The sequence below is a fragment of the uncultured Prevotella sp. genome, assembly GCF_946407605.1.
Classification (GTDB): domain Bacteria; phylum Bacteroidota; class Bacteroidia; order Bacteroidales; family Bacteroidaceae; genus Prevotella.
The window spans coordinates 93,090-112,931 of the sequence record NZ_CAMJOS010000006.1; the positions used below are offsets into that span (position 1 = coordinate 93,090).

Below are 19,842 nucleotides of genomic sequence, written 5' to 3' on the forward strand. Positions count from 1 at the left end.
TAAGAGTTAAGAATTAATAGTTATGAAAACAATTTGTTTATATTTCGAGATACATCAGATTATTCATCTGAAGAGATACCGTTTCTTCGATATCGGTACCGACCATTACTATTACGATGACTACGAGAACGAGCGTAGCATCAGTGACATTGCAGAGCGCAGCTATATGCCCGCACTCAACACCCTGCAGCAGATGATCAAAGAGCACGGCAAGTACTTCAAGGTGGCTTTCTCGCTCTCAGGTACTGGCATCGAGCAGCTGGAGTATCATGCTCCTCAAGTCATCGAGAAACTGCAGGAGCTCAACGAGACTGGCTGTGTAGAATTCCTCGCAGAGCCCTATAGTCACGGACTCTCGTCGCTGGCTAACCCTGAGGCTTTCGCTCGCGACATGAAGAAGCAGAGCGCCAAGATGGAGGAGCTCTTCGGCAAGAAACCTACTGTGGCACGTAACTCGTCACTGATCTATAGCGATGACATCGGCGCACAGATCGCTGCGCTGGGCTTCAAGGGCATGCTCACCGAGGGTGCCAAGCACGTGCTGGGATGGAAGTCACCACACTATGTGTACAACTGTAACATGGCACCATCGCTGAAGCTGCTGTTGCGCGACGTAGAGCTGTCTGACGATATCTCTCTGCGCTTCAACAACGCCGAGTGGGAGGGCTATCCCCTCTTTGCCGATGCCTATATCGACCGCATCGCACGCTTCCCAGAGGAAGAGCAGATCATCAATATCTTCATGGAGCTGTCGGCACTGGGCATCGCTCAGCCCCTGAGTTCAAACATCCTGCAGTTCTTGCAGGCACTGCCCGCCTGTGCTAAGGAGAAAGGCATCACCTTCTCTACGCCTACTGAGATCTGCATGAAGACCAAGAGCGTGGGTGCCATCGACGTGCCTGACACGCTGTCGTGGGTTGATGAGGAGCGCGACTGCTCATGCTGGCTGGGTAACGCCATGCAGCGTGAGGCCTTCAACAAGCTGTATTCAGTGGCTGACCGTCTGCTCATTGCCAACGACCCTCGCATCAATCAGGACTGGGACTATCTGCAGGCCTCTAACAACTTCCGCTTCATGACCACCAAGCCTTCTAACGTAGGTCTCGATCGTGGCATCTACAGCGGTCCGTTCGATGCCTTCACGAACTATATGAACATCCTGGGCGACTTTATCAACAGGGTCAACGCCCTCTATCCTGAGGAGATTGACAACGAGCAGCTGAACTCGCTGCTGACCACCATCAAGAACCAGGGCGACGAGATCGAGATGAAGGACATCGAGATTGAGCGACTGAAGACCAAGTTGGCCAAGCTGCAGCCAGAGAAAAAAGAAGAGGAGCCCAAGAAGGCTGCCGCTCCAAAGAAGGCTGCCGCTAAGAAACCCGCTGCAAAGAAAGCTGCTCCAAAGAAAAAGGAAGAAGCTAAGTAATTACTGACAATCATCGTATCGAAAAGGTCAGCTGGGAAACCGACTCTGGTAAGAGCTGGTCTCTGGCTGACCTTCGAATTCTTTTAGGGGCGAAGGTCCCGTTATTCCTTTTTTCAAAAATTCGTATTAATTACTAACCAACCAAATTATGAACATCTACGAGGAGGCTAACAGATGTCTGCTGTGTCAGGACGCACCATGTACCAAGGCCTGTAAGACTGGCGACCCAGCACGTGCTATTCGTGCCATCAGGTTCGATAACCACAAGCCTGCGCTGCAATGGGTGAAGGCCTGTACTGACGACGACCTGGAACGGGCCGAGCAGGCATGTATCCACTACAACTGGCCCATTCGCATCAAGGAGATGATGCGTGCCATTCATCCTGATGATGTGACAGCGCCCTACCCTTCGCTGGCCATCGATTTCTGCGGCATCAAATGCGAGAACCCCTTTTTCCTGGCATCATCGGCAGTATGCACCAACTACGAAATGGTGGCAAAAGCCTTCGAGGCTGGATGGGGCGGTGTGTTTTATAAGACCATCTGTCTGCAGGAAATCAAAGAGGTGTCGCCACGATTCGACGCCATGCACAGTAACGCCACCCATGGCGACTTCTACGGCTTCCGTAATATGGAGCAGCTGAGCGAGAACCCCGTGGATATGGACTTCGACATACTGCGACGGCTGAAGCAGGACTATCCCACGAAAGTGGTCATCGCCTCAATCATGGGACAGACGGAGGAGGAATGGATGAAGCTGGCAAAGATGGCGGAAGCGGCTGGCTGCGACGCTGTGGAGCTGAACTTCTCATGTCCGCAGATGAAGCATAAGGGCATGGGCAGCGACGTGGGACAGAGTCCTGAACTGGTAAAGACCTACACCGCCTGCGTGAAGAAGAGCGTGAAGATACCCGTAATTCCTAAGATGACACCTAACATCACGCATATCGCAGAACCTGCGATGGCTTGCGTAGAGGCTGGGGCCGATGCTATCTCGGCCATCAACACCATCAAGAGCGTGACGATGGATACCTTCGCGGAGGTCACTGGACGGCGCACCATCTCAGGCTATTCTGGCAGAGCTGTAAGACCTATCGCCTTGCGTCACATCCTAGAACTGGCTCAGATGTGCGATGGAAGAATCGTGGAACTGAGCGGTATCGGCGGCATTGAGACATGGCGCGACGCAATGGAGTTCATACAGCTGGGATGCAGCAATGTGCAGGTGTGTACGGCTGTGATGCAATACGGCTATCGCATCATCGACGACCTGATTCTGGGTCTCCAGCGCTATATGGCAAAACGCGGTGTCAACGAGCTGCAGCAACTGGTGGGCGAGAGTCTGGAGAAGTTCCTGAACCCAGACCATCTGGATCGCGACACCATCATCTATCCGAAATTCGACAAGGAGCTGTGCGTAGGCTGCGGACGTTGTGAGGTGTCGTGCTACGACGGAGGACACCAAGCTATTGTATTCAACTATGAGACACGTCAACCCAGACTGATTGGCACGAAGTGCGTGGGTTGTCACCTCTGTCGACTGGTATGTCCTGCAGGAGCCATCGGCGTCTCGAAACGTATTCCGAAAAAGTAAAAAGGTCTGTTTTTTCTTTGCGTTTCCCTCGATTTTCACTACCTTTGCAGTCCGTATGATAGTATGTATAGCAGAGAAACCCAGCGTGGCGAAAGATATAGCGCGCATTATTGGCGCCAACAGCAGTCGCGACGGGTATATGGAAGGTAATGGATATCAGGTGACTTGGACGTTTGGACACCTGTGTGAACTGAAGATGCCAGAGGACTACACGCCCATGTGGAAGGCGTGGAGCCTGTCGGCACTACCCATGATACCACCACGCTTCGGCATCCGACTGAAGGATGACGAAGGCATCAAGAAGCAGTTTGCCACCATCGAGAAACTGATGCAGCAGGCCGACGGCATCATCAACTGTGGTGACGCCGGACAGGAGGGTGAGCTCATTCAGCGATGGGTGATGCAGAAGGCGCAGGCTAAGTGTCCTGTGCAGCGTCTGTGGATATCGTCGATGACTGACGAGGCCATCCGTGAGGGCTTCGCCAACCTGAAAGACCAAGCGGAATATCAGTCACTCTACCTGGCAGGACTGTCAAGAGCCGTGGGCGACTGGCTTCTGGGCATCAACTGCACACGCCTCTACACCATCAAATATGGTCAGAACCGTCAGGTGCTCTCCATTGGTCGCGTGCAGACCCCTACCCTCGCCCTCATCGTGAATCGTCAGAAGGAGATTGACAACTTCAAGCCAGAGCCTTACTGGGTGCTGGCCACCGTCTATCGCGATACCACCTTCACGGCTACCTCTGGTAAGTTCACCTCGAAGGAGGAAGGCGAAAAGGCCTTTGCTGCCATCGAGGGCAAGCCCTTCACTGTGACGAAGGTGGAGAAGAAAAACGGTAAGGAGACGCCTCCCAGCCTCTACGACCTGACGTCGCTGCAGGTGGACTGCAACAAGAAATACGGCTTTTCGGCCGAGATGACGCTGAACATCATTCAGCAGCTCTATGAACAGAAGCTGACCACCTATCCGCGTGTGGATACAACCTTCCTGCCTGACGATGTCTACGACAAGTGTCCGCAGACCATGAACGGTCTGTTTCAGGTGAAAGTGGCAGGTCAGGCACCCTACGCTGACCTGATACGTCCCTTGGGTGGCAAGCCTCTGCTGAAGTCGAAGAAGGTGTTCGACTCATCGAAGGTCACAGACCACCACGCCATCATCCCTACTGGCATCGTGCCGCAGAACCTCACTGACGTGCAACGTAAGGTGTACGACCTGATAGCACGCCGCTTCATCGCTGTCTTCTACCCCGACTGCAAGTTTGCCCAAACCACCGTGCTTGGAGAGGTCCAGCCTGTTGCGACTGAGTCGCAACAAACAGAACAGCCCACGCAACAAACAGAACAGCAGAAGGCCATAGAGTTCAAGGTCACAGGACGCACCATTCTCGACCCAGGCTGGCGTTCCGTATATGCCAAAGACACACAGGCCGACGATGACGAGAAGAAGCCTGAAGAGGAAGAGCGCACGCTGCCTGTATTCGTGAAAGGCGAGAGTGGCGACCATATCCCCACACTGACGGAGAAATGGACCACACCTCCTAAGTACTACACCGAGGCCACACTGCTGCGTGCTATGGAGACGGCTGGTAAGCTGGTGGAGGACGAAGAGCTGCGCCGCGTGATGAAAGAGAACGGCATAGGTCGTCCGTCAACACGTGCAGCCATCATCGAGACGCTCTTCAAGCGCCATTATATCAAGAAAGAACGTAAGAACCTGCTGGCCACACCCACTGGCATAGAGCTGATAGACCTGATTCGCGAGGAACTGCTGAAGAGCGCCGAGCTGACAGGTATCTGGGAGAAAAAACTGCGCGACATAGAAGCGCAGAAGTACGACCCACAGCAGTTTATCAACGAGCTGAAACAGCAGGTGACGGAGATTGTGCGCGACGTGATCAGCGATTCCAGCAACCGTCGTGTGCCACCAGGACAATAAAACAGGAAAGTTTGCGTTATATATAGGTATGCGCAAACTTTTCACCATATTATATATAGGGTTCATCGGCCTGCTCGTAGTAGGATGCGGTGCTGAGGGTGCCATGAAGAAGGGCGATAAGTTCTTCGAGCTGGGTGAGTACTATGATGCTGCAACCCAGTATAAGAAGGCCTATGCACACACCAAGGCGAAGGAAAAGCCGCTGCGAGGACAGAGAGCCCTGAAGATGGCGGACTGCTATCGTCGCATCAACTATACACAGAAGGCCATCGCTGCCTATAACAATGCTGTTCGCTATAAGCAGGCGGACTCGACCGCTGTGTTCCATTTGGCACGTCTGCAACTGAAGAACGGCTCTTATAAGGATGCAGAGAAGACCTTTACGCTGCTACTTGACTCGATGCCCAACAATATACTGGTGAAAAACGGACTGCAGAGTGCCAAGATGATTCCACAATGGAAGGCGGAAGCCGAGTATTCGGGCTATGAGGTGAAGAAGCAGGAGCTGTTTAACTCCAGACGAGCAGAATACTCGCCCATGTTGGCAGGCGACGATTACTCACAACTGTATTTCTCTTCAACACGAAATCAGGCCAGAGGCGACGAGCTGAGTGGCATCACAGGCACGAAAAATGCTGATATCTTCATGTCGCAGATGGACGATAAAGGCAAGTGGTCAAAACCGGAAGTTATTGATAGTGAACTGAATACGGAGCTAGACGAGGGCGCATGCGCCTTTACGCCAGACTTCAAGACGATGTATCTGACCATCTGTCGCACAGACCCCACCTACCCCCGCTATGCACAGATTGCCACCTCGCAGCGCAGCGATGCCTCGTGGGGCAAGGCCACACCACTGGAGATCACACGTGACACGCTATCCACCTTTGCACATCCTGCCATCTCGCCTGATGGCATGTGGCTCTATTTCGTCAGCGATATGCCTGGCGGCATGGGTGGCTACGACATCTGGCGCGTGGAGATAAATGCTCGTGGTATGGGTGGTGTAGAGAATCTGGGAGCGCCCATCAACACGCCTGGCAACGAGATGTTTCCTACGTTCCGTCCCAATGGCGACCTGTATTTCTCGAGCGACGGACACCCAGGATTCGGAGGTCTCGACATCTTTATTGCACAGCCCGATACCACCCATTGGGAGCTGGAGCACCCTGGGGCACCACTTAACTCTGCTGGCGATGATTTCGGTATGACGTTCGAGGGTCTTCACAATCGCGGCTACTTCTGCTCGAACAGAGGTGATGCTCGCGGTTGGGACCATATCTTCTCGTTTGAGAAGCACGAGGTGGTGCAGACAGTGAAAGGCTGGGTGTATGAGAAAGACGGCTACGAACTACCTGAGGCACAGGTATATATGGTAGGCAACGATGGCACTAACCTGAAGCTCAGCGTCAGAGGCGACGGTTCGTTTACAGAGTATATCAAGCCAGGAGTAGACTACGTATTCCTGGGTACCTGCAAGGGATACCTAAACCATAAGGAAGAGCTAAGGGTAGAACCTGTATTGGAGTCAGAGGAGTATGTGTTGCAGTTCCCGTTGGCATCAATCACAGCCCCCGTGCTCATCGACAATATCTTCTATGACTTCGACAAAGCCACCCTGCGACCTGAGTCGACAGAGGCATTGGACAAGTTGATAGAGCTGTTGAACGAAAATCCCAACGTGACGATAGAGCTGAGCGCACATACCGACTATCGCGGCTCTGAGGCGTATAACGAACGACTATCGCAGAAACGTGCAGAGAGTGTGGTGAACTACCTGATAGAACATGGTATTGACGAAGCACGACTGCAACCTGTGGGCTATGGCAAGATGAAGCCTAAGACCATCAAACGCAAGTTGACGGAGAAGTACGACTGGCTGAAAGAGGGCGACGTACTGACGGAAGAGTTTATACGCGCCATCGATGATGAGGAGAAGCAGGAGGTGCTGAACCAGTTGAACCGTCGTACGGAGTTCAAGGTTCTGCGCACCACCTATGGTATGGACCTTATACCTGCAGCCTCCACATCCGCTGAGTCAGATCAACAATAAGCCAGCAACCCAGCATACCCAGCACCATAAAGAATGGTATGGGATGGATGTTTTGCGACACCATGCGTGCCAGCGATACCAAGCTGACAATCAGCGGTTCCCAACCACGATAGACCACAAATAATATGAGGCCAACGGCCAGGCAGAACGCTGTCCAATAATGCGACAGCTGAATTGACTTGTCAGGCAAGCAGCTCAGCACACGCTCCGTAAATCCATTGTCTTCTATCTGCTGCTGACGAGCAGGCTCGAAGAACTGTTGCAGTAGTTTATCATCTATTTCCGTCATATCCATTTTCTTTAAGGTAAGTAGTCAGTTTCTCTTTTCCCCTGCGCAAATGCGATTTCACCGTATTGGCAGGCATCTTTAATATTTTCGCTATCTCGTCAATTGAGTAGCCTTCTATCAGTTGCAGCGTCACGCAGGCCCGTTCGTCCTCCTTCAGTTGAGCCAGCGCGGTGCTAATATCCATCTTCAGTTGACTGGTTGATGATGATACATGACCAGAAGCCAACTCCGTCTTGGAGTCTATACTCCCTTCACCATTCACCAGATACTTTTCACCATCTTTTCTCTTGTAATCGTAAAAAACATTATACGCAATGCGGAAGAGCCACGTTTGAAACGAAGCCACGCCGCGAAACTGCGTGATGTGCGTGTAAGCCTTCAGGAACGTGTCCTGAGCGAGGTCGTCACAGAGCGACTCGTCACCCAACGTCAGGTTGAGCAGAAACCTGCGCACAGGCGACTGATACTTCCTCACCAGCTGGTCAAAGGCCCGCCGATTGTGGAACACAGCCACCTGGGCAACAAGGGATATGTCACTGAGCGAGTCCATCGTGAGTATTATGCGTCTTCGCCTTCAGGATTGTTATTATTCTGATTGTTCTGATTGAAAAGCTGGTCGTGCAGCGCTTGCTCCTGGCGCTTCTGACGGGCATTATAGCCTATCACCAGGTTGCCGCAGCCAATGAGCAAGATGAGTGCGCCGATGGCGATGCCAAACTTACCAAGGATGAAGTACAGCAGGATAGCGAGACCCACACCCAGGAACATCTGTTTGATACCTTTATTCCACAGGTAGTCGTCGCGGTTGGCAATGGGCGACACAATATGAGGAGGCAGCGGTTTGCCGTTCTTGACAGCCATTTCCATCAGTCGCATCTTGTCCTTGCGGCTCTTATAGACGAAGTAGAGAATCAATCCAATAAGAGCGATAGGTGCAACGATAAAGATAAGGATGAGGACGAGGAAGAAGACCAGCACACCGCCCAGGGCTTCTACCAAGCCTTCGTCAGCGCCTACAAAATCGGAGAACGAACCAGAGTAGTTATAGTCCACATCTTCGTCTTCATCCCAGTTCCATTCATCATCATAAGCTGATTCACTCGTTGTCGTGTCTGAATACACAACCACCTCATCTACAGAGTCTTTCGGCGCCTTTGGGGCCGCCATCGATGTTGCCTGAAGGGCGAACATCATTGCCAAAGCCATAAGAATCTTTTTCATAATCATATTGTTTTTTAATTTCTTTCTGAACGTTTGACGAAACTTTAATCGTAAAAGTTGCACAAAGATAAGATTTTTTTCTTAATTTTGCAAGCGAATATGCAATTACCTGACGAATTTGTATGCAAAACCTGCGACTTGATGGGACAGGAACGCTTCGAACGCTATCTGCAGTCGTTCGATGAGGAGCCTCCCGTCAGCATTCGTCTAAACCCCAAGAAAACATCTGACGACAGATGGCAAATGGCAGATAAGGCCGAGCCTGTGCCCTGGTGTCGCAACGCCTACTATCTGAGCAAGCGCCCCAATTTCACCTTCGACCCGCTGTTTCATGCAGGCTGCTACTATGTGCAGGAGGCCGCTTCGATGTTTATCGACGAGGCCCTTCGCCAACATCTTCCCTCTGACATCAGCCATCTCGCATCACTCGATATGTGTGCTGCCCCAGGCGGCAAGTCAACACTCCTGCGTGCTGCACTACCCCAAGACAGCGTGCTCTATAGCAACGAGCCCATCCGCAATCGTGCCAGCATCCTGCTGGAGAACGTGCAGAAGTGGGGCTACGAGCATCATTTCGTCACCAACCTCTACCCAAAGGACTATCGCAAGGCGAAAATGCATTTCGACCTTATCCTCTGCGATGTGCCCTGCTCTGGCGAAGGCATGTTCCGCAAGGACGAGGCCACCATCAAGGAATGGAGCCCTCAGAACGTGGAGAAATGCTGGCAACTGCAGCGCGAGATAGTGAGCGACGCCTGGCAATGCTTGAATGAGGGTGGCATCCTTATATATAGTACGTGTACCTTTAATACAAAGGAAAACGAGGAGAACGTGCGCTGGATGATGGAAGAGCTGGGTGCCGAGGTGCTACCCATAGAGACAAAAGCCGAATGGCACATCACTGGCTCGCTTCTCGAAGGTTTCCATGAGCCAGTCTATCGATTCATCCCAGGCATCACCCGCAGCGAGGGCCTCTTTGCCTGCGTTTTAAGAAAAGGAAGTTTCAAAAGTGTTCCCCCATTGGGAAAAACTTGTTCCTCCATGGGGAAAAAACTATTCCTCCAAAGGGAAAAAACTATTTCTCCTATGGAAACAAATCAGATACACGCTGACGTGCCCCATGTGGAGCTGTCCTACCAGCAGGCGATGGCCTATCTGCGCGGCGAAGCCCTTCATTTGCCTGAAGAAACGCCACGCGGCGAGGTGGAGGCATGCTTCATGGGACAGTCATTAGGGCTGGCAAAGAACATTGGCACTCGCGCCAACAACCTCTACCCCAAGCCTTGGAGAATAAAGACAACACATATCCCCAACGAATACGAACCAATAATAAAACAGATATGAAGCAATACTTAGACATACTTGACCGCATTCTGAAGGAAGGTGCACAGAAGGGCGACCGCACAGGCACTGGCACCCTGAGCATCTTTGGCACCCAAAGCCGATATAATCTGGCAGAGGGTTTCCCGTTGTTGACCACGAAGAAACTCTATCTGAAGGGTATCATCTATGAACTGCTCTGGTTTCTGAAAGGCAGCACCAACATCAAGTACCTGCAGGACAACAACGTACACATCTGGGACGAGTGGGCTGACGAGAATGGCGAGCTGGGACCTATCTATGGACACCAGTGGCGCTCATGGCCTGACTACGATGGAGGCACCATCGACCAGATACAGTATGTGGTGGACCAGATTAAGAACAACCCCAACTCACGCCGCATGATTGTCTCAGCATGGAATGTGGCAGAGGTCAACAAGATGGCACTGCCTCCTTGTCACACCATCTTCCAGTTCTATGTGGCTGACGGAAAGCTGTCGCTGCAGCTCTATCAGCGCTCTGCCGACACCTTCCTGGGTGTGCCCTTCAACATCGCATCGTATGCGCTGCTCTGCATGATGATGGCTCAGGTTTGCGGACTGCAGCCTGGTGAGTTTATCCACACCACTGGCGACACCCACCTCTATCTGAACCACCTGGAGCAGGCCCGTCTGCAGCTGACACGTGAGCCTCGTAAGTTACCCACGATGAAGATCAATCCTGACGTGAAGAATATCTTCGACTTCAAATACGAAGACTTCCAACTGGAGGGCTACGACCCCTGGCCACATATCAAGGCCGAGGTATCGGTATAAACAAGAAAAGAAAAATCCATTATTCATAATTATAGCTTATATGAACAGAAAACTATTTGTTATCCTTTTCAGTCTGATTTGCTGCTGCGCTATTTATGCACAGGAGAAGAGCGAACTTCAGAAACAAGCCGAGGCCGTAGATGCCTCGCAGAATATTGCGAAAGCACGCTCGCTGTATATCCGCGCCTTTGACGACTATGCCGCCAAGGGACAGACGAAGCAGGGTGTGGAGTGTGGTGTCAAAGCCGCTGCATTGTATTACAAAGAGAGCCTCTACAAAGAGTCGTTCGAGTTGCTGCGTCGCATAGACCAAGCGATTAATGCAGACCGCAAAGCGGCCAACAGTCAGAAGGCTGGCATGCATTACTGGGTCACCAAGGAGCGTATGCAGATGTACATCAAGATGAGACGTAGCGAGAGCGCCAAAGAGCATCTGAACACGATGGAAAACTATGCCAAACAGGCTAGCGACGAAACGCTGAACGACGACCTGCTCTATAGCAAAGCCATCTTCTACTACACCTTCGGACAGAATGCCGAGGGTAATGCGGTATTCAAGGTGATGGCCGACAAGCTGACGGCATCGAAGGAATACAACAAGGTGGACGAGGTATATCAGACACTGATTGCCAACGGACGCCGCTCAGGTAATGCCAGTATGGTGGCACAGACCTACAGCAGCTATATTGTCTGGAAAGACTCTATCAATGCGCTGAAGGTGGCTGACCAGATCGGGGCACTGAACAAGCAGATTGCTGACCACGAGGCCACGATAGAAGAGAAGGACAGCTCGCTGAGCTCACGTCAGGCCATGATTGTGAGTCTGGGTATCCTCGCTGCCATCCTCGCTGGTGCGCTGGTAGTAGGCGCCATCATCCTCATGCGCTTCATCGTGCTCACCCGCAAGCAGAAGAAGACCATCAACCTGGCTAACGAGACCAACGCCCTGAAGGCTAAGTTCATCAGTAACATCGCAGCCCACCTGGAGCCAGAACTAAAGAAACTGGACACCAACAACGCCAACGTCAAGGCTATGCTGGAATTCTCAAATCACATACAGACACTCTCAGATCTGGAGAACACGCCCAGCGACAGCATCGTGCTGGAGGAAACACAGGTACAGCCCTTCTGCGAGGCACTCATCGACCAGATTCGCGACAAGGTGAAGAACGGAGTCAACATCACCGTTAACGCCCAGAAGATGAGCGTCAGCCTCAACAAGAAATATGTGTCGCACATCCTGCTCCACCTGCTGGAGAACGCAGCTATCTACACACCTGAGGGCGGCACCGTTTGTCTGGAGTTCAAGAAACGCAGTCCCCACACCTATCAGTTCCTGGTGTCAGACACAGGTCAGATTATCCCAGAAGAGAAGCGCGAGGATGTGTTCAAGCCCTTCCTCGAGATACACGACCTGACCACAGGCGACGGACTGGGACTGCCCATCTGTAAGCAGATGGCGCTGAAGATGAATGGCGACCTGGAGATTGATCCAAAGTTCACCAAGGGTACACGCTTCGTGTTAGACCTACACGTGTAATTCTGCATCAAAATATGATGCATGCATTATTAATTCTTCATTAACAAGATGATAAGTATGATTGCTGCCGTAGCGCGCAACCGCGCTATTGGCTTCGAGAACAAACTGATATACTGGCTGCCTAACGACCTAAAGCGCTTCAAGGCGCTAACCACAGGCCACACCATCGTGATGGGACGCAAGACCTTTGAGAGTCTGCCGAAAGGAGCACTTCCCAATCGTCGTAACTGCGTGCTGACACGCAGCACAGAGCAGTTGCCTGGCTGCGAGTGCTTCAAGGACTGGGACAGTTTCATCGCCTCGTGTCAGCCTGACGAGGACATATATATAATAGGTGGTGCCAGTCTCTATAGCGGACTGATTGACAAGGCCCAGCGCCTGTGTCTCACAGAGATTGACGATACCCCAGCACAGGCTGACACCTTCTTCCCAGACTACAGCGAATGGAAGGAGACGTGGCGCGAAGACCATGCTACAGACGAGAAGCATGCCTTTGCCTATAGCTTTGTGGATTATGTCAGAAGTTAAGGAGTTAAGAAGTAAAGACGATAGAATAACAAAAACTGAGTTATGAGTGAGTATCAGTATCATATCTTTTCACCATATAGGGTTTGCCCGCTGGGTGCCCATGTGGACCACCAGCACGGACTGGTGACAGGTTTCGCCATAGACAAGGGTGTGGACCTGTGGTTCAATATCAACAACAATGGTCACGTGCATCTGGTATCGAAGACGTTTGAGGGCGAGGTGAACTTCGAGGTGGATGCTCCCTCACAGGTGAAGGAGCACCATTGGGGCGACTATGCCCGTGGTGCGAAATATGCGCTGAAGAAACGCTTCGAACTGAAAAACGGTATCGACGGCGTCATCCAAGGATCGCTGCCTGTAGGTGGCCTGTCATCATCAGCGGCAGTCCTCATCGCCTATGTGATGGCATTCTCAAAGGCCAACGGTATCACGCTGCAGCCTTTCGAGGTGGTGCAGATTGCCTCTGAGGCAGAGCGCGAGTATATTGGACTGAACAACGGACTGCTGGACCAGGCATGCATCGCCTTGGGAAAGAAAGACGGACTGCTGTTCCTTGACTGCGACAGCAACGAATGGCGCATCATCAAGCGTCATCCAGAGATGCCTGAATTCAAGATTGGCATCTTCTTCTCTGGACTCACACGTTCGCTGGTGAATAGCGACTACAACCTGCGTGTCTATGAATGTAAGACGGCAGCATGGAACATGCTGGCTTATACGGAGCAGCCTTTGAAGACCTTCGACAAGACTTTTTTGCGTGATATCCCCAAGGCGACCTTCGAGAAGACACGCATCGCAATGCCAGCACGTTTTGCCCGTCGTGCTGAGCACTTCTATAGCGAGTATCGTCGTGTTCGTCAGGGTGTCACCGCTTGGGAGACAGGTAACTTGAAGCTCTTCGGCAAGCTCAGCTTCGACTCGTGTGAGAGCTCTATCCATAACTACGAATGTGGTTCGCCTGAGCTCATCGCCATCTACGAAATCATGCGGCAGCTGCCTGGCGTCTATGGTGGACGCTTCTCTGGAGCTGGCTTCAAGGGTGCCTGTATTGCCCTCGTCGATCCTGCCCATACTACAGACATCGAGAAGGTGCTCACCCAACGCTATCTGGATCAGTTCCCTGAATACGAAAAGACCTTCCAAGTATTCTGGGTATCGCCTGACGACGGAGCAAGATTTGTAGACCCCCTCAATCCCCCTGCTTAGGGGGAAGCTCTTGCCCCACACATTTTCCTATGATTACATGCAAAAAAGGGATGATTTAAAAGGGTCTAAGTGGAGGACTGCTGACCCAATGACATACGAATTATTAAAAGAGGATGCTCGAAGTAATCGTAAGAACATGACAGAAGCAGAAAGCATTTTCTGGTCGGTGGTGAAGAAGAATGCTTTAGGAGAACGTTGTTTAAGACAACATATTGTAGGAGATTATATAGTTGACTTTTTGTTCCGTAGGAGTAAAGTTATAGTAGAGATTGATGGAGGTTATCACTTCACAAACGAGCAACAGGAAAACGATGCTCTACGTACTGATTGGCTTGAGCATCAAGGCTACAAAATAGTACGTTTTACAAATGAGCAGGTTCTATTTGATACTAACAAAGTAATTGAAATAATAAAAGTCTCCCTAAGCAGGGAGATTAGAGGGTCTTTATGAAAAATATAATTTTAGCTGCTGGTTATGCAACCAGACTTGGGGAACTCACCAAGAACTTTCCCAAACCATTACTTAAAATAGGCAATAACACTATTTTGGGTAGAATGCTTGATGACATCGATACAATCGATGACATCACCGAGCATATCATAGTTACAAATCATAAGTTTGCTCCCATATTCAAGCAATGGGCTGCAGAGCAGCATTATTCCAAACCAATAACAATCGTCGACGATGGTACCGAAACCAACGAAACGCGCCTAGGTGCCGTAAACGATCTTCTTTTGGTATTAAACACTCCCCCTAAGCAGGGGGAGTCGGAGGGGGTCTTGGTGGTGGCTGCAGATAACTTGCTGTTCTTCTCATTCCAGGAATTCGTTGATTTCGCAAAGGCGAAGGGAACCAGCTGTATCATGTGCCACGAACAACCTTCAATAGAGAAGTTGCAGCGTACTGGTGTCGTAGAGTTGGATGCCAACAACAAGGTGCTGGGCATGGAGGAGAAGCCTCAGGTGCCCAAAAGTCACTGGGCAGTACCACCGTTCTATATCTATCTAAAGAAAGACCTCGACCTTGTACGTCACTCTGTAGAAAATGGTTGCGGCAAAGATGCACCAGGCAATCTGGCTCATTATATGGTGGAGCACACCACAATGCACGCCTGGCCCATGAGTGCTGGACGCTTCGACATAGGCAGTCTCGACACCTACTACGAGGCGGTAGAGAAATATGGGAAATAAGAAAGAGGAAATATGGAGAATAAAAAAAACAGGAGTTCAGCGCTCCTGTTTTTGTTTGTTGTTCTGCTTAAAACCTTACTCTTCTGTATCAACCATCTCCATAATGGGCAACTGGTGCTCGAATGCTGAATAGAAAGATATCAGCGTCTGCGAGCTACTGAGTCCCAGCGGCTGCAGCTTGTCGTGGATGATGGTGAGCAGATGGTGGTTGTTCTGCGCGTAGATCTTGATGAACATATCAAAGTTACCAGTGGTATAGTGACACTCCGTCACCTCAGGAATATGCTTCAGTTCCTCTACCACTCTGTCGAAATCCTCAGGATTCTTCAGGTTCAGACCAATGAAGGCGCAGGTCTCATAGCCCAGCTTCTCTGGGTCCATGATAAACTGTGAGCCTTTCAGGATGCCCATATTTGTTAACTTCTGAATACGCTGATGAATGGCTGCACCACTCACATCACACGCACGAGCCACCTCTAAGAAAGGTATTCTCGCATCGGCTGCAATAAGTTTCAAAATCTGCTTATCCAGCCCGTCAAGTTTCTGATTTGCCATATTGCTATATTAATTTTGATGTGCAAAGGTAACAAGAAAATCTGACAACTACAACAATTTGTGAAGAAAAAACGCGTTGCGTAGTTCAAATTGTTACTTTTCGGTAGCAGAATAGTTAACTTTCAAAGCAAACGATTGTTGTAAGGCTTTTTTAACATCTGAAATGATGCCGAAAGGAACATCGCGGTCTGCCTTGATAGAAACCGTCATGCGAGGCTGGTCTTCTGACGACATTTTCGAACGTTCTGACTCCACATAAGCCTTGATATCATCGACAGTAGCCAGACTGTTGTTCAGCTGGATGTAAAAGCTGTCGACTGGTGCATCTTTCACACGACCAATATAGACATAGGTAACTGCCGACTTATGAGTAAGCTTCTGCAGTTCTGTGCCCTGCGGCACCTCATAACGTACCTGCAAATCCACATCACGCATGTGGGTGACAATCATAAAGAAGAACAGCACCGTGAAGATAAGGTCGGGCAGCGACGCGGTGTTCAGCTCAGGCAACTCACGACTACGGCGACGACGGAAGACTCCTCGTTTCATCGGCCACCTCCTTCCTCTGTGATAGCCTGTTCGCTGATACGCTGCGGATAAACCATATTGATAGCCTCACGCTGCTCGTTATTACAGTTGGCCAGCGTCCTTCCAAACTGCTTCTGTGCCAGTTCCTCGCGCAACTGGTGATAGGCCCTGACGATGGCATCCTGCATCTGGAAATACATGTCGTAAGAGGCATCGCGATGCACATCCATCATAATGACATGACGATCGCTCACCTTATAGCGTCCCAGCAGATGCACCTCACGTTCACTCATCTCAGGCAATGTAGGGTCGTCGGCATCGTTGGCCACAAAGGTCTTCACACGTTCCGTCAACGCGTCCATTGCTATGGGCTCGTCGTTGCAGGTCATCACACCATCGGCACCCAGCTTCAGGCATAACGCATTACGTTTCTTGACGATAACCTCCTGTTCTTCCGTCTGGTTCTCAGGGTTTGGCAGCTGGCGAGGCAATCCCCAGTCGCTGTCCATTGATGAGGTTACGAGGAAGAAGATCAACAGCATGAACGATATGTCGGCTGTCGATGTGGTGTTCAGACCAGGCATCTCTCTTCTTCTTCGTGCAAACATTGCATCAGTCGTTATGGGTGGTATATTGGTGAATCACGGCCCAAGCCATCAGCACCACTATCAGTGCCATCAGCACGTAAATGGTATAGAGCAGAACGTCAATCATATCCTTACTATATTTACTCTTTTACCCTTTTACTCTTTGAGATGATGTCCAACAGCGTGATAGCGCCTTCCTCCATCTGAATGGTCAGACGGTCTATGCGGCTATTGACAAAGTTATAGAACACCTGCAGTATCAAGGCCACCACGATACCAAAGATAGTGGTGAGCAGGGCCACCTTCATGCCCTCGGCCACGATGGTGGGACCAATATCACCTTCAGTCTGAATCTGGTCGAAAGCCATCACCATACCAATCACAGTACCCAGGAATCCCAGCGAGGGTGCGATGGCGATGCACAGCTTAATCCATGAGGTGCCACGTTCCAGACGGGCTGTCTGCACAGAGCCGTAGCTGATGATGCTGCGCTCTATATCCTCGACAGGCTCGTCAATATGCATCAGTCCCTGATAGCAGACACTGGCCACAGGACCACGGGTATCGCGACAGATGGTTTTTGCTCCTTCCACATCGCCTGCTTCCACCTTTTTCTCAATGTCGGCAAGCAGTTTCTTGGTGTTAATCTCGGCCAAGGTGAGATAGATGATTCGCTCGATGCACAGCGCCAGGCCCAGCACCAATACCAGTGCCACCAATGACATGAATCGCGGGTCGCCCTCCATGAACTTCGTCTTCAACTGGTCGTGCAACCCAAAACCACCTTCGCTGGCCAGCGAGTCGAGTGCTGCCATATCATCGGCACCTATCAGTTCTTCTACCGTCAGGTCGCCAACAGCACTATCGGCAGCCACCATCTGGGTCTCTGCCATAGAGTCAGCAACCTGCAAGTCTTGAGCCAAAGCCGGCTGTCCCAGCATCAACAAACCTGCCAGAATACCAGCAGTCATTAATCTTTTCATCATGTTATTCAAAAATCAAGGGGGGAGCGGAGAGAACATTTTCGCCTTAGGGCTTTGAACCTGTTCCTCCTGGCGGAGAGAACAATTTCGCCTTAGGGCTTTGAACCTGTTCCTCCTAGCGGAGAGAACAGGATTCGAACCTGCGAACCGGTTTTGCCGGTTACACGCTTTCCAGGCGTGCCTCTTCAACCACTCGAGCACCTCTCCTTACTGTTAAGCGGATGCAAAGGTAATGCATAAAATTGACAAATGATTATTGGCAATTGATAATTTAATATTCTTTATCATTTTACGCCAAACACACGAGCCACATTCTCGTTGGTACGCGCTGTCAGCTCGTCTTCGCTGATGCCATAGGCCTCTGCCATTCGCTGAATCACATAACTGATATAAGCCGACTCATTGCGCTGACCTCGCATGGGCACAGGCGCCATATAGGGGGCATCGGTCTCTAATACGATGCGGTCTAAGGGCACTGTCTGCGGAAGGGTTTCTGGCAGATGACTCTTCTTGAAGGTCAGCACACCACCCACTCCCAGCACGAACTTGTCGAACTGTAACAGTTCCTCGGCTTCTTTCTCGTTGCCAGTAAAACAATGGAACACGCCACCAGGTAACTCTTTCGCATACCTTTTTAATATAGCCACCAGCTCGTTCTGCGCCTTGCGACAATGAATCATCAGGGGCAGTTGCATCTCTACTGACCATCGCACCTGTTCCTCGAAGGCTTCCAGTTGCTCCTGCTCAAACTCACGACTCCAATAGAAATCAAGGCCTACCTCGCCAATGGCGAGAACGGTGAAAGGTGAAGGGTGAAGGGTGAAAGGTGACGGGAGGATAGATTTGATTTGCGCCATCTGTTCGCGCCAGTCGGCATGCACCTCTTCAGGATGCAGGCCAATCATGGGATAAAGGAAATCAGGGTATTGCTGACAGAGGCTGACGATGCGCTGCGATGACGGCAGGTCGATGGCAGGCAGGAAGATTGCTTTGCAGCCTGCCTCTCGAGCGCGCTGCATCACCTCTACCCTATCCTGGTCAAACTCCTCGCCATCCAAATGGCAATGTGTATCGATAAAGGTCACTTCTCCCTGTGCATCATTTCGTTAGTATACTGGCGTAACTGCTCCTTGCGAGCGCTGTCCACATGGACCTGTTCCAACAGCTTCTTGCCCTGCTCGAAGTAGAAGTTGATCTTCTCCTCGCACAACTGACGAATGCCAATCTCGTCGTATAGACGGGTGACGGCAGCCACCTTCTCAGCCCTATTGAACTCTTTCGCCTCAATCCATCGCATCAGCTCAGCACGTTGCTGGGCGTTGGCACGATTCACGGCATTGATGAGCATATAGGTCTTCTTGTTCGAGGTGATATCACCACCAATGGCCTTGCCGAAGACCTTGGGATCGCCATAGACATCGAGCAGGTCGTCCTGCAGTTGGAAGGCCAGACCAATCTTCTCACCAAACTGATACAACAGGTCGGCATCCTCCTGTGAGGCATCACCCAAGATGGCGCCCATCTTCAGGGCACAGGCCAGTAACACACTGGTTTTCAGACGAATCATCTCGATATACTCATCTTCTGTAACGTCGTTGCGTGTCTCAAAGTCCATGTCATACTGCTGTCCCTCGCCAATCTCCAGCGCTGTCTCCGTAAACAGCTCCAGCACTTGAGGCAGATGGGCGGCATCACATGCTGCCACACGCTGATAGGCCAGCACCAGCATTGAGTCGCCACTGAGGATGGCGGTGTTGTCGTCCCACTTCTTATGTACGGTAAGCTGTCCGCGACGCATGTCGGCCTTATCCATCAGGTCATCATGCAGCAGCGTGTAGTTATGATACGTCTCCAGACCCAGGGCAGGCATCAGGATGTCCTCGGGTTTTTCCTTGAAGAGGTTATAACCCAGCAGCATCAGCACAGGACGGATGCGCTTGCCGCCCAGCGAGAGCACATAGCGTATGGGATCGTAGAGCGATGCGGGTTTTCTTTCATACGGCAGGGACTCTAATCCCTCGTTCACGATTCTCAAGATTTCTTCTGATGTTGTCATATCTC

20 protein-coding genes and 1 tRNA gene are annotated in these 19,842 nt (G+C 51.0%); 11 read left to right on the plus strand and 10 right to left on the minus strand.

What is annotated here, in order from left to right; all coding sequences use genetic code 11:
* Nucleotides 1–22: 22 nt before the first annotated feature.
* From Q0R57_RS04545 to Q0R57_RS04560, 4 genes are all read left to right on the plus strand, one after another.
* Nucleotides 23–1,429, plus strand: a complete 1,407-nt coding sequence (locus Q0R57_RS04545) for a glycoside hydrolase family 57 protein (RefSeq protein WP_294744221.1) — start codon at nt 23–25, stop codon at nt 1,427–1,429.
* 148 nt (nt 1,430–1,577) lie between these two features.
* Nucleotides 1,578–3,023, plus strand: coding sequence for an NAD-dependent dihydropyrimidine dehydrogenase subunit PreA (gene preA, locus Q0R57_RS04550; protein ID WP_294744222.1), 1,446 nt, complete (start codon nt 1,578–1,580; stop codon nt 3,021–3,023).
* 55 nt (nt 3,024–3,078) lie between these two features.
* Nucleotides 3,079–4,965, plus strand: coding sequence for a DNA topoisomerase 3 (locus Q0R57_RS04555; RefSeq protein WP_294744223.1), 1,887 nt, complete (start codon nt 3,079–3,081; stop codon nt 4,963–4,965).
* A gap of 28 nt (nt 4,966–4,993) precedes the next feature.
* On the plus strand, nt 4,994–7,018 hold the full coding sequence (locus Q0R57_RS04560; RefSeq protein ID WP_294744224.1) for an OmpA family protein: 2,025 nt from the start codon (nt 4,994–4,996) through the stop codon (nt 7,016–7,018).
* Here Q0R57_RS04560 and Q0R57_RS04565 read toward each other — a convergent pair.
* Genes Q0R57_RS04565 through Q0R57_RS04575 form a run of 3 tightly spaced genes read right to left on the minus strand, consistent with a single transcriptional unit; the run spans nt 6,975 to nt 8,528 of the window.
* Nucleotides 6,975–7,307, minus strand: coding sequence for a DUF5056 domain-containing protein (locus Q0R57_RS04565; protein WP_294744225.1), 333 nt, complete (start codon nt 7,305–7,307; stop codon nt 6,975–6,977). The two genes, Q0R57_RS04560 and Q0R57_RS04565, sit on opposite strands and share 44 nt — an antisense overlap.
* Nucleotides 7,291–7,857, minus strand: coding sequence for an RNA polymerase sigma factor (locus tag Q0R57_RS04570; RefSeq protein WP_294744226.1), 567 nt, complete (start codon nt 7,855–7,857; stop codon nt 7,291–7,293). Before Q0R57_RS04570 ends, Q0R57_RS04565 begins: the two co-directional genes overlap by 17 nt.
* 8 nt (nt 7,858–7,865) lie before the next feature.
* Nucleotides 7,866–8,528, minus strand: coding sequence for a DUF6249 domain-containing protein (locus Q0R57_RS04575; RefSeq protein ID WP_294744227.1), 663 nt, complete (start codon nt 8,526–8,528; stop codon nt 7,866–7,868).
* A gap of 99 nt (nt 8,529–8,627) precedes the next feature.
* On the opposite strand from Q0R57_RS04575, the gene Q0R57_RS04580 reads away from it, so the two are divergent.
* The 7 genes from Q0R57_RS04580 (at nt 8,628) to Q0R57_RS04610 (ending at nt 15,128) form a co-directional block, all read left to right on the plus strand.
* Nucleotides 8,628–9,872 (plus strand): hypothetical protein, encoded by a 1,245-nt coding sequence (locus Q0R57_RS04580; protein WP_294744228.1) that lies wholly within the window; start codon nt 8,628–8,630, stop codon nt 9,870–9,872.
* Complete coding sequence (locus Q0R57_RS04585; RefSeq protein WP_294744229.1) at nt 9,869–10,663, plus strand: thymidylate synthase; 795 nt, start codon at nt 9,869–9,871, stop codon at nt 10,661–10,663. Before Q0R57_RS04580 ends, Q0R57_RS04585 begins: the two co-directional genes overlap by 4 nt.
* A 40-nt stretch (nt 10,664–10,703) precedes the next feature.
* Nucleotides 10,704–12,203, plus strand: coding sequence for a sensor histidine kinase (locus Q0R57_RS04590; RefSeq protein ID WP_294744230.1), 1,500 nt, complete (start codon nt 10,704–10,706; stop codon nt 12,201–12,203).
* Between the two features lie 48 nt (nt 12,204–12,251).
* On the plus strand, nt 12,252–12,731 hold the full coding sequence (locus Q0R57_RS04595; protein WP_294744231.1) for a dihydrofolate reductase: 480 nt from the start codon (nt 12,252–12,254) through the stop codon (nt 12,729–12,731).
* 42 nt (nt 12,732–12,773) lie between these two features.
* On the plus strand, nt 12,774–13,937 hold the full coding sequence (locus Q0R57_RS04600; protein WP_294744232.1) for a galactokinase family protein: 1,164 nt from the start codon (nt 12,774–12,776) through the stop codon (nt 13,935–13,937).
* 88 nt (nt 13,938–14,025) lie between these two features.
* Nucleotides 14,026–14,388, plus strand: coding sequence for an endonuclease domain-containing protein (locus Q0R57_RS04605; RefSeq protein WP_294744233.1), 363 nt, complete (start codon nt 14,026–14,028; stop codon nt 14,386–14,388).
* Complete coding sequence (locus Q0R57_RS04610) at nt 14,385–15,128, plus strand: sugar phosphate nucleotidyltransferase (RefSeq protein WP_294744234.1); 744 nt, start codon at nt 14,385–14,387, stop codon at nt 15,126–15,128. The genes Q0R57_RS04605 and Q0R57_RS04610 overlap by 4 nt, the downstream gene beginning before the upstream one ends.
* Nucleotides 15,129–15,203: 75 nt before the next feature.
* Here the strand turns inward: Q0R57_RS04610 and Q0R57_RS04615 are convergent, their stop codons facing one another.
* The 7 genes from Q0R57_RS04615 to Q0R57_RS04645 all read right to left on the minus strand — a co-directional run bounded on the left by Q0R57_RS04615 (nt 15,204) and on the right by Q0R57_RS04645 (nt 19,837).
* Nucleotides 15,204–15,683, minus strand: a complete 480-nt coding sequence (locus tag Q0R57_RS04615) for an Lrp/AsnC ligand binding domain-containing protein (protein WP_294744235.1) — start codon at nt 15,681–15,683, stop codon at nt 15,204–15,206.
* A 93-nt stretch (nt 15,684–15,776) separates the two neighbouring features.
* On the minus strand, nt 15,777–16,232 hold the full coding sequence (locus tag Q0R57_RS04620) for a biopolymer transporter ExbD (protein ID WP_294744236.1): 456 nt from the start codon (nt 16,230–16,232) through the stop codon (nt 15,777–15,779).
* On the minus strand, nt 16,229–16,795 hold the full coding sequence (locus tag Q0R57_RS04625; RefSeq protein ID WP_294744237.1) for a biopolymer transporter ExbD: 567 nt from the start codon (nt 16,793–16,795) through the stop codon (nt 16,229–16,231). Before Q0R57_RS04625 ends, Q0R57_RS04620 begins: the two co-directional genes overlap by 4 nt.
* Nucleotides 16,796–16,938: 143 nt before the next feature.
* On the minus strand, nt 16,939–17,691 hold the full coding sequence (locus Q0R57_RS04630) for a MotA/TolQ/ExbB proton channel family protein (protein ID WP_294744253.1): 753 nt from the start codon (nt 17,689–17,691) through the stop codon (nt 16,939–16,941).
* Between the two features lie 209 nt (nt 17,692–17,900).
* Nucleotides 17,901–17,988, minus strand: a tRNA-Ser gene (locus Q0R57_RS04635).
* 77 nt (nt 17,989–18,065) lie between these two features.
* Nucleotides 18,066–18,866 (minus strand): TatD family hydrolase, encoded by an 801-nt coding sequence (locus tag Q0R57_RS04640; protein WP_294744238.1) that lies wholly within the window; start codon nt 18,864–18,866, stop codon nt 18,066–18,068.
* Complete coding sequence (locus Q0R57_RS04645) at nt 18,863–19,837, minus strand: polyprenyl synthetase family protein (RefSeq protein WP_294744239.1); 975 nt, start codon at nt 19,835–19,837, stop codon at nt 18,863–18,865. The genes Q0R57_RS04640 and Q0R57_RS04645 overlap by 4 nt, the downstream gene beginning before the upstream one ends.
* Nucleotides 19,838–19,842 lie beyond the last annotated feature (5 nt).

Coding starts and splice junctions, on each gene's coding strand:
- Q0R57_RS04565 (WP_294744225.1), bottom strand. CDS start 7,307: ATGACGGAAATAGATGATAAACTACTGCAACAGTTCTTCGAGCCTGCT.
- Q0R57_RS04615 (WP_294744235.1), bottom strand. CDS start 15,683: ATGGCAAATCAGAAACTTGACGGGCTGGATAAGCAGATTTTGAAACTT.
- Q0R57_RS04620 (WP_294744236.1), bottom strand. CDS start 16,232: ATGAAACGAGGAGTCTTCCGTCGTCGCCGTAGTCGTGAGTTGCCTGAG.
- Q0R57_RS04580 (WP_294744228.1), top strand. CDS start 8,628: ATGCAATTACCTGACGAATTTGTATGCAAAACCTGCGACTTGATGGGA.
- preA (WP_294744222.1), top strand. CDS start 1,578: ATGAACATCTACGAGGAGGCTAACAGATGTCTGCTGTGTCAGGACGCA.
- Q0R57_RS04575 (WP_294744227.1), bottom strand. CDS start 8,528: ATGAAAAAGATTCTTATGGCTTTGGCAATGATGTTCGCCCTTCAGGCA.
- Q0R57_RS04610 (WP_294744234.1), top strand. CDS start 14,385: ATGAAAAATATAATTTTAGCTGCTGGTTATGCAACCAGACTTGGGGAA.
- Q0R57_RS04645 (WP_294744239.1), bottom strand. CDS start 19,837: ATGACAACATCAGAAGAAATCTTGAGAATCGTGAACGAGGGATTAGAG.
- Q0R57_RS04630 (WP_294744253.1), bottom strand. CDS start 17,691: ATGGCAGAGACCCAGATGGTGGCTGCCGATAGTGCTGTTGGCGACCTG.
- Q0R57_RS04555 (WP_294744223.1), top strand. CDS start 3,079: ATGATAGTATGTATAGCAGAGAAACCCAGCGTGGCGAAAGATATAGCG.
- Q0R57_RS04595 (WP_294744231.1), top strand. CDS start 12,252: ATGATAAGTATGATTGCTGCCGTAGCGCGCAACCGCGCTATTGGCTTC.
- Q0R57_RS04585 (WP_294744229.1), top strand. CDS start 9,869: ATGAAGCAATACTTAGACATACTTGACCGCATTCTGAAGGAAGGTGCA.
- Q0R57_RS04590 (WP_294744230.1), top strand. CDS start 10,704: ATGAACAGAAAACTATTTGTTATCCTTTTCAGTCTGATTTGCTGCTGC.
- Q0R57_RS04545 (WP_294744221.1), top strand. CDS start 23: ATGAAAACAATTTGTTTATATTTCGAGATACATCAGATTATTCATCTG.
- Q0R57_RS04605 (WP_294744233.1), top strand. CDS start 14,026: ATGACATACGAATTATTAAAAGAGGATGCTCGAAGTAATCGTAAGAAC.
- Q0R57_RS04570 (WP_294744226.1), bottom strand. CDS start 7,857: ATGGACTCGCTCAGTGACATATCCCTTGTTGCCCAGGTGGCTGTGTTC.
- Q0R57_RS04600 (WP_294744232.1), top strand. CDS start 12,774: ATGAGTGAGTATCAGTATCATATCTTTTCACCATATAGGGTTTGCCCG.
- Q0R57_RS04625 (WP_294744237.1), bottom strand. CDS start 16,795: ATGCCTGGTCTGAACACCACATCGACAGCCGACATATCGTTCATGCTG.
- Q0R57_RS04560 (WP_294744224.1), top strand. CDS start 4,994: ATGCGCAAACTTTTCACCATATTATATATAGGGTTCATCGGCCTGCTC.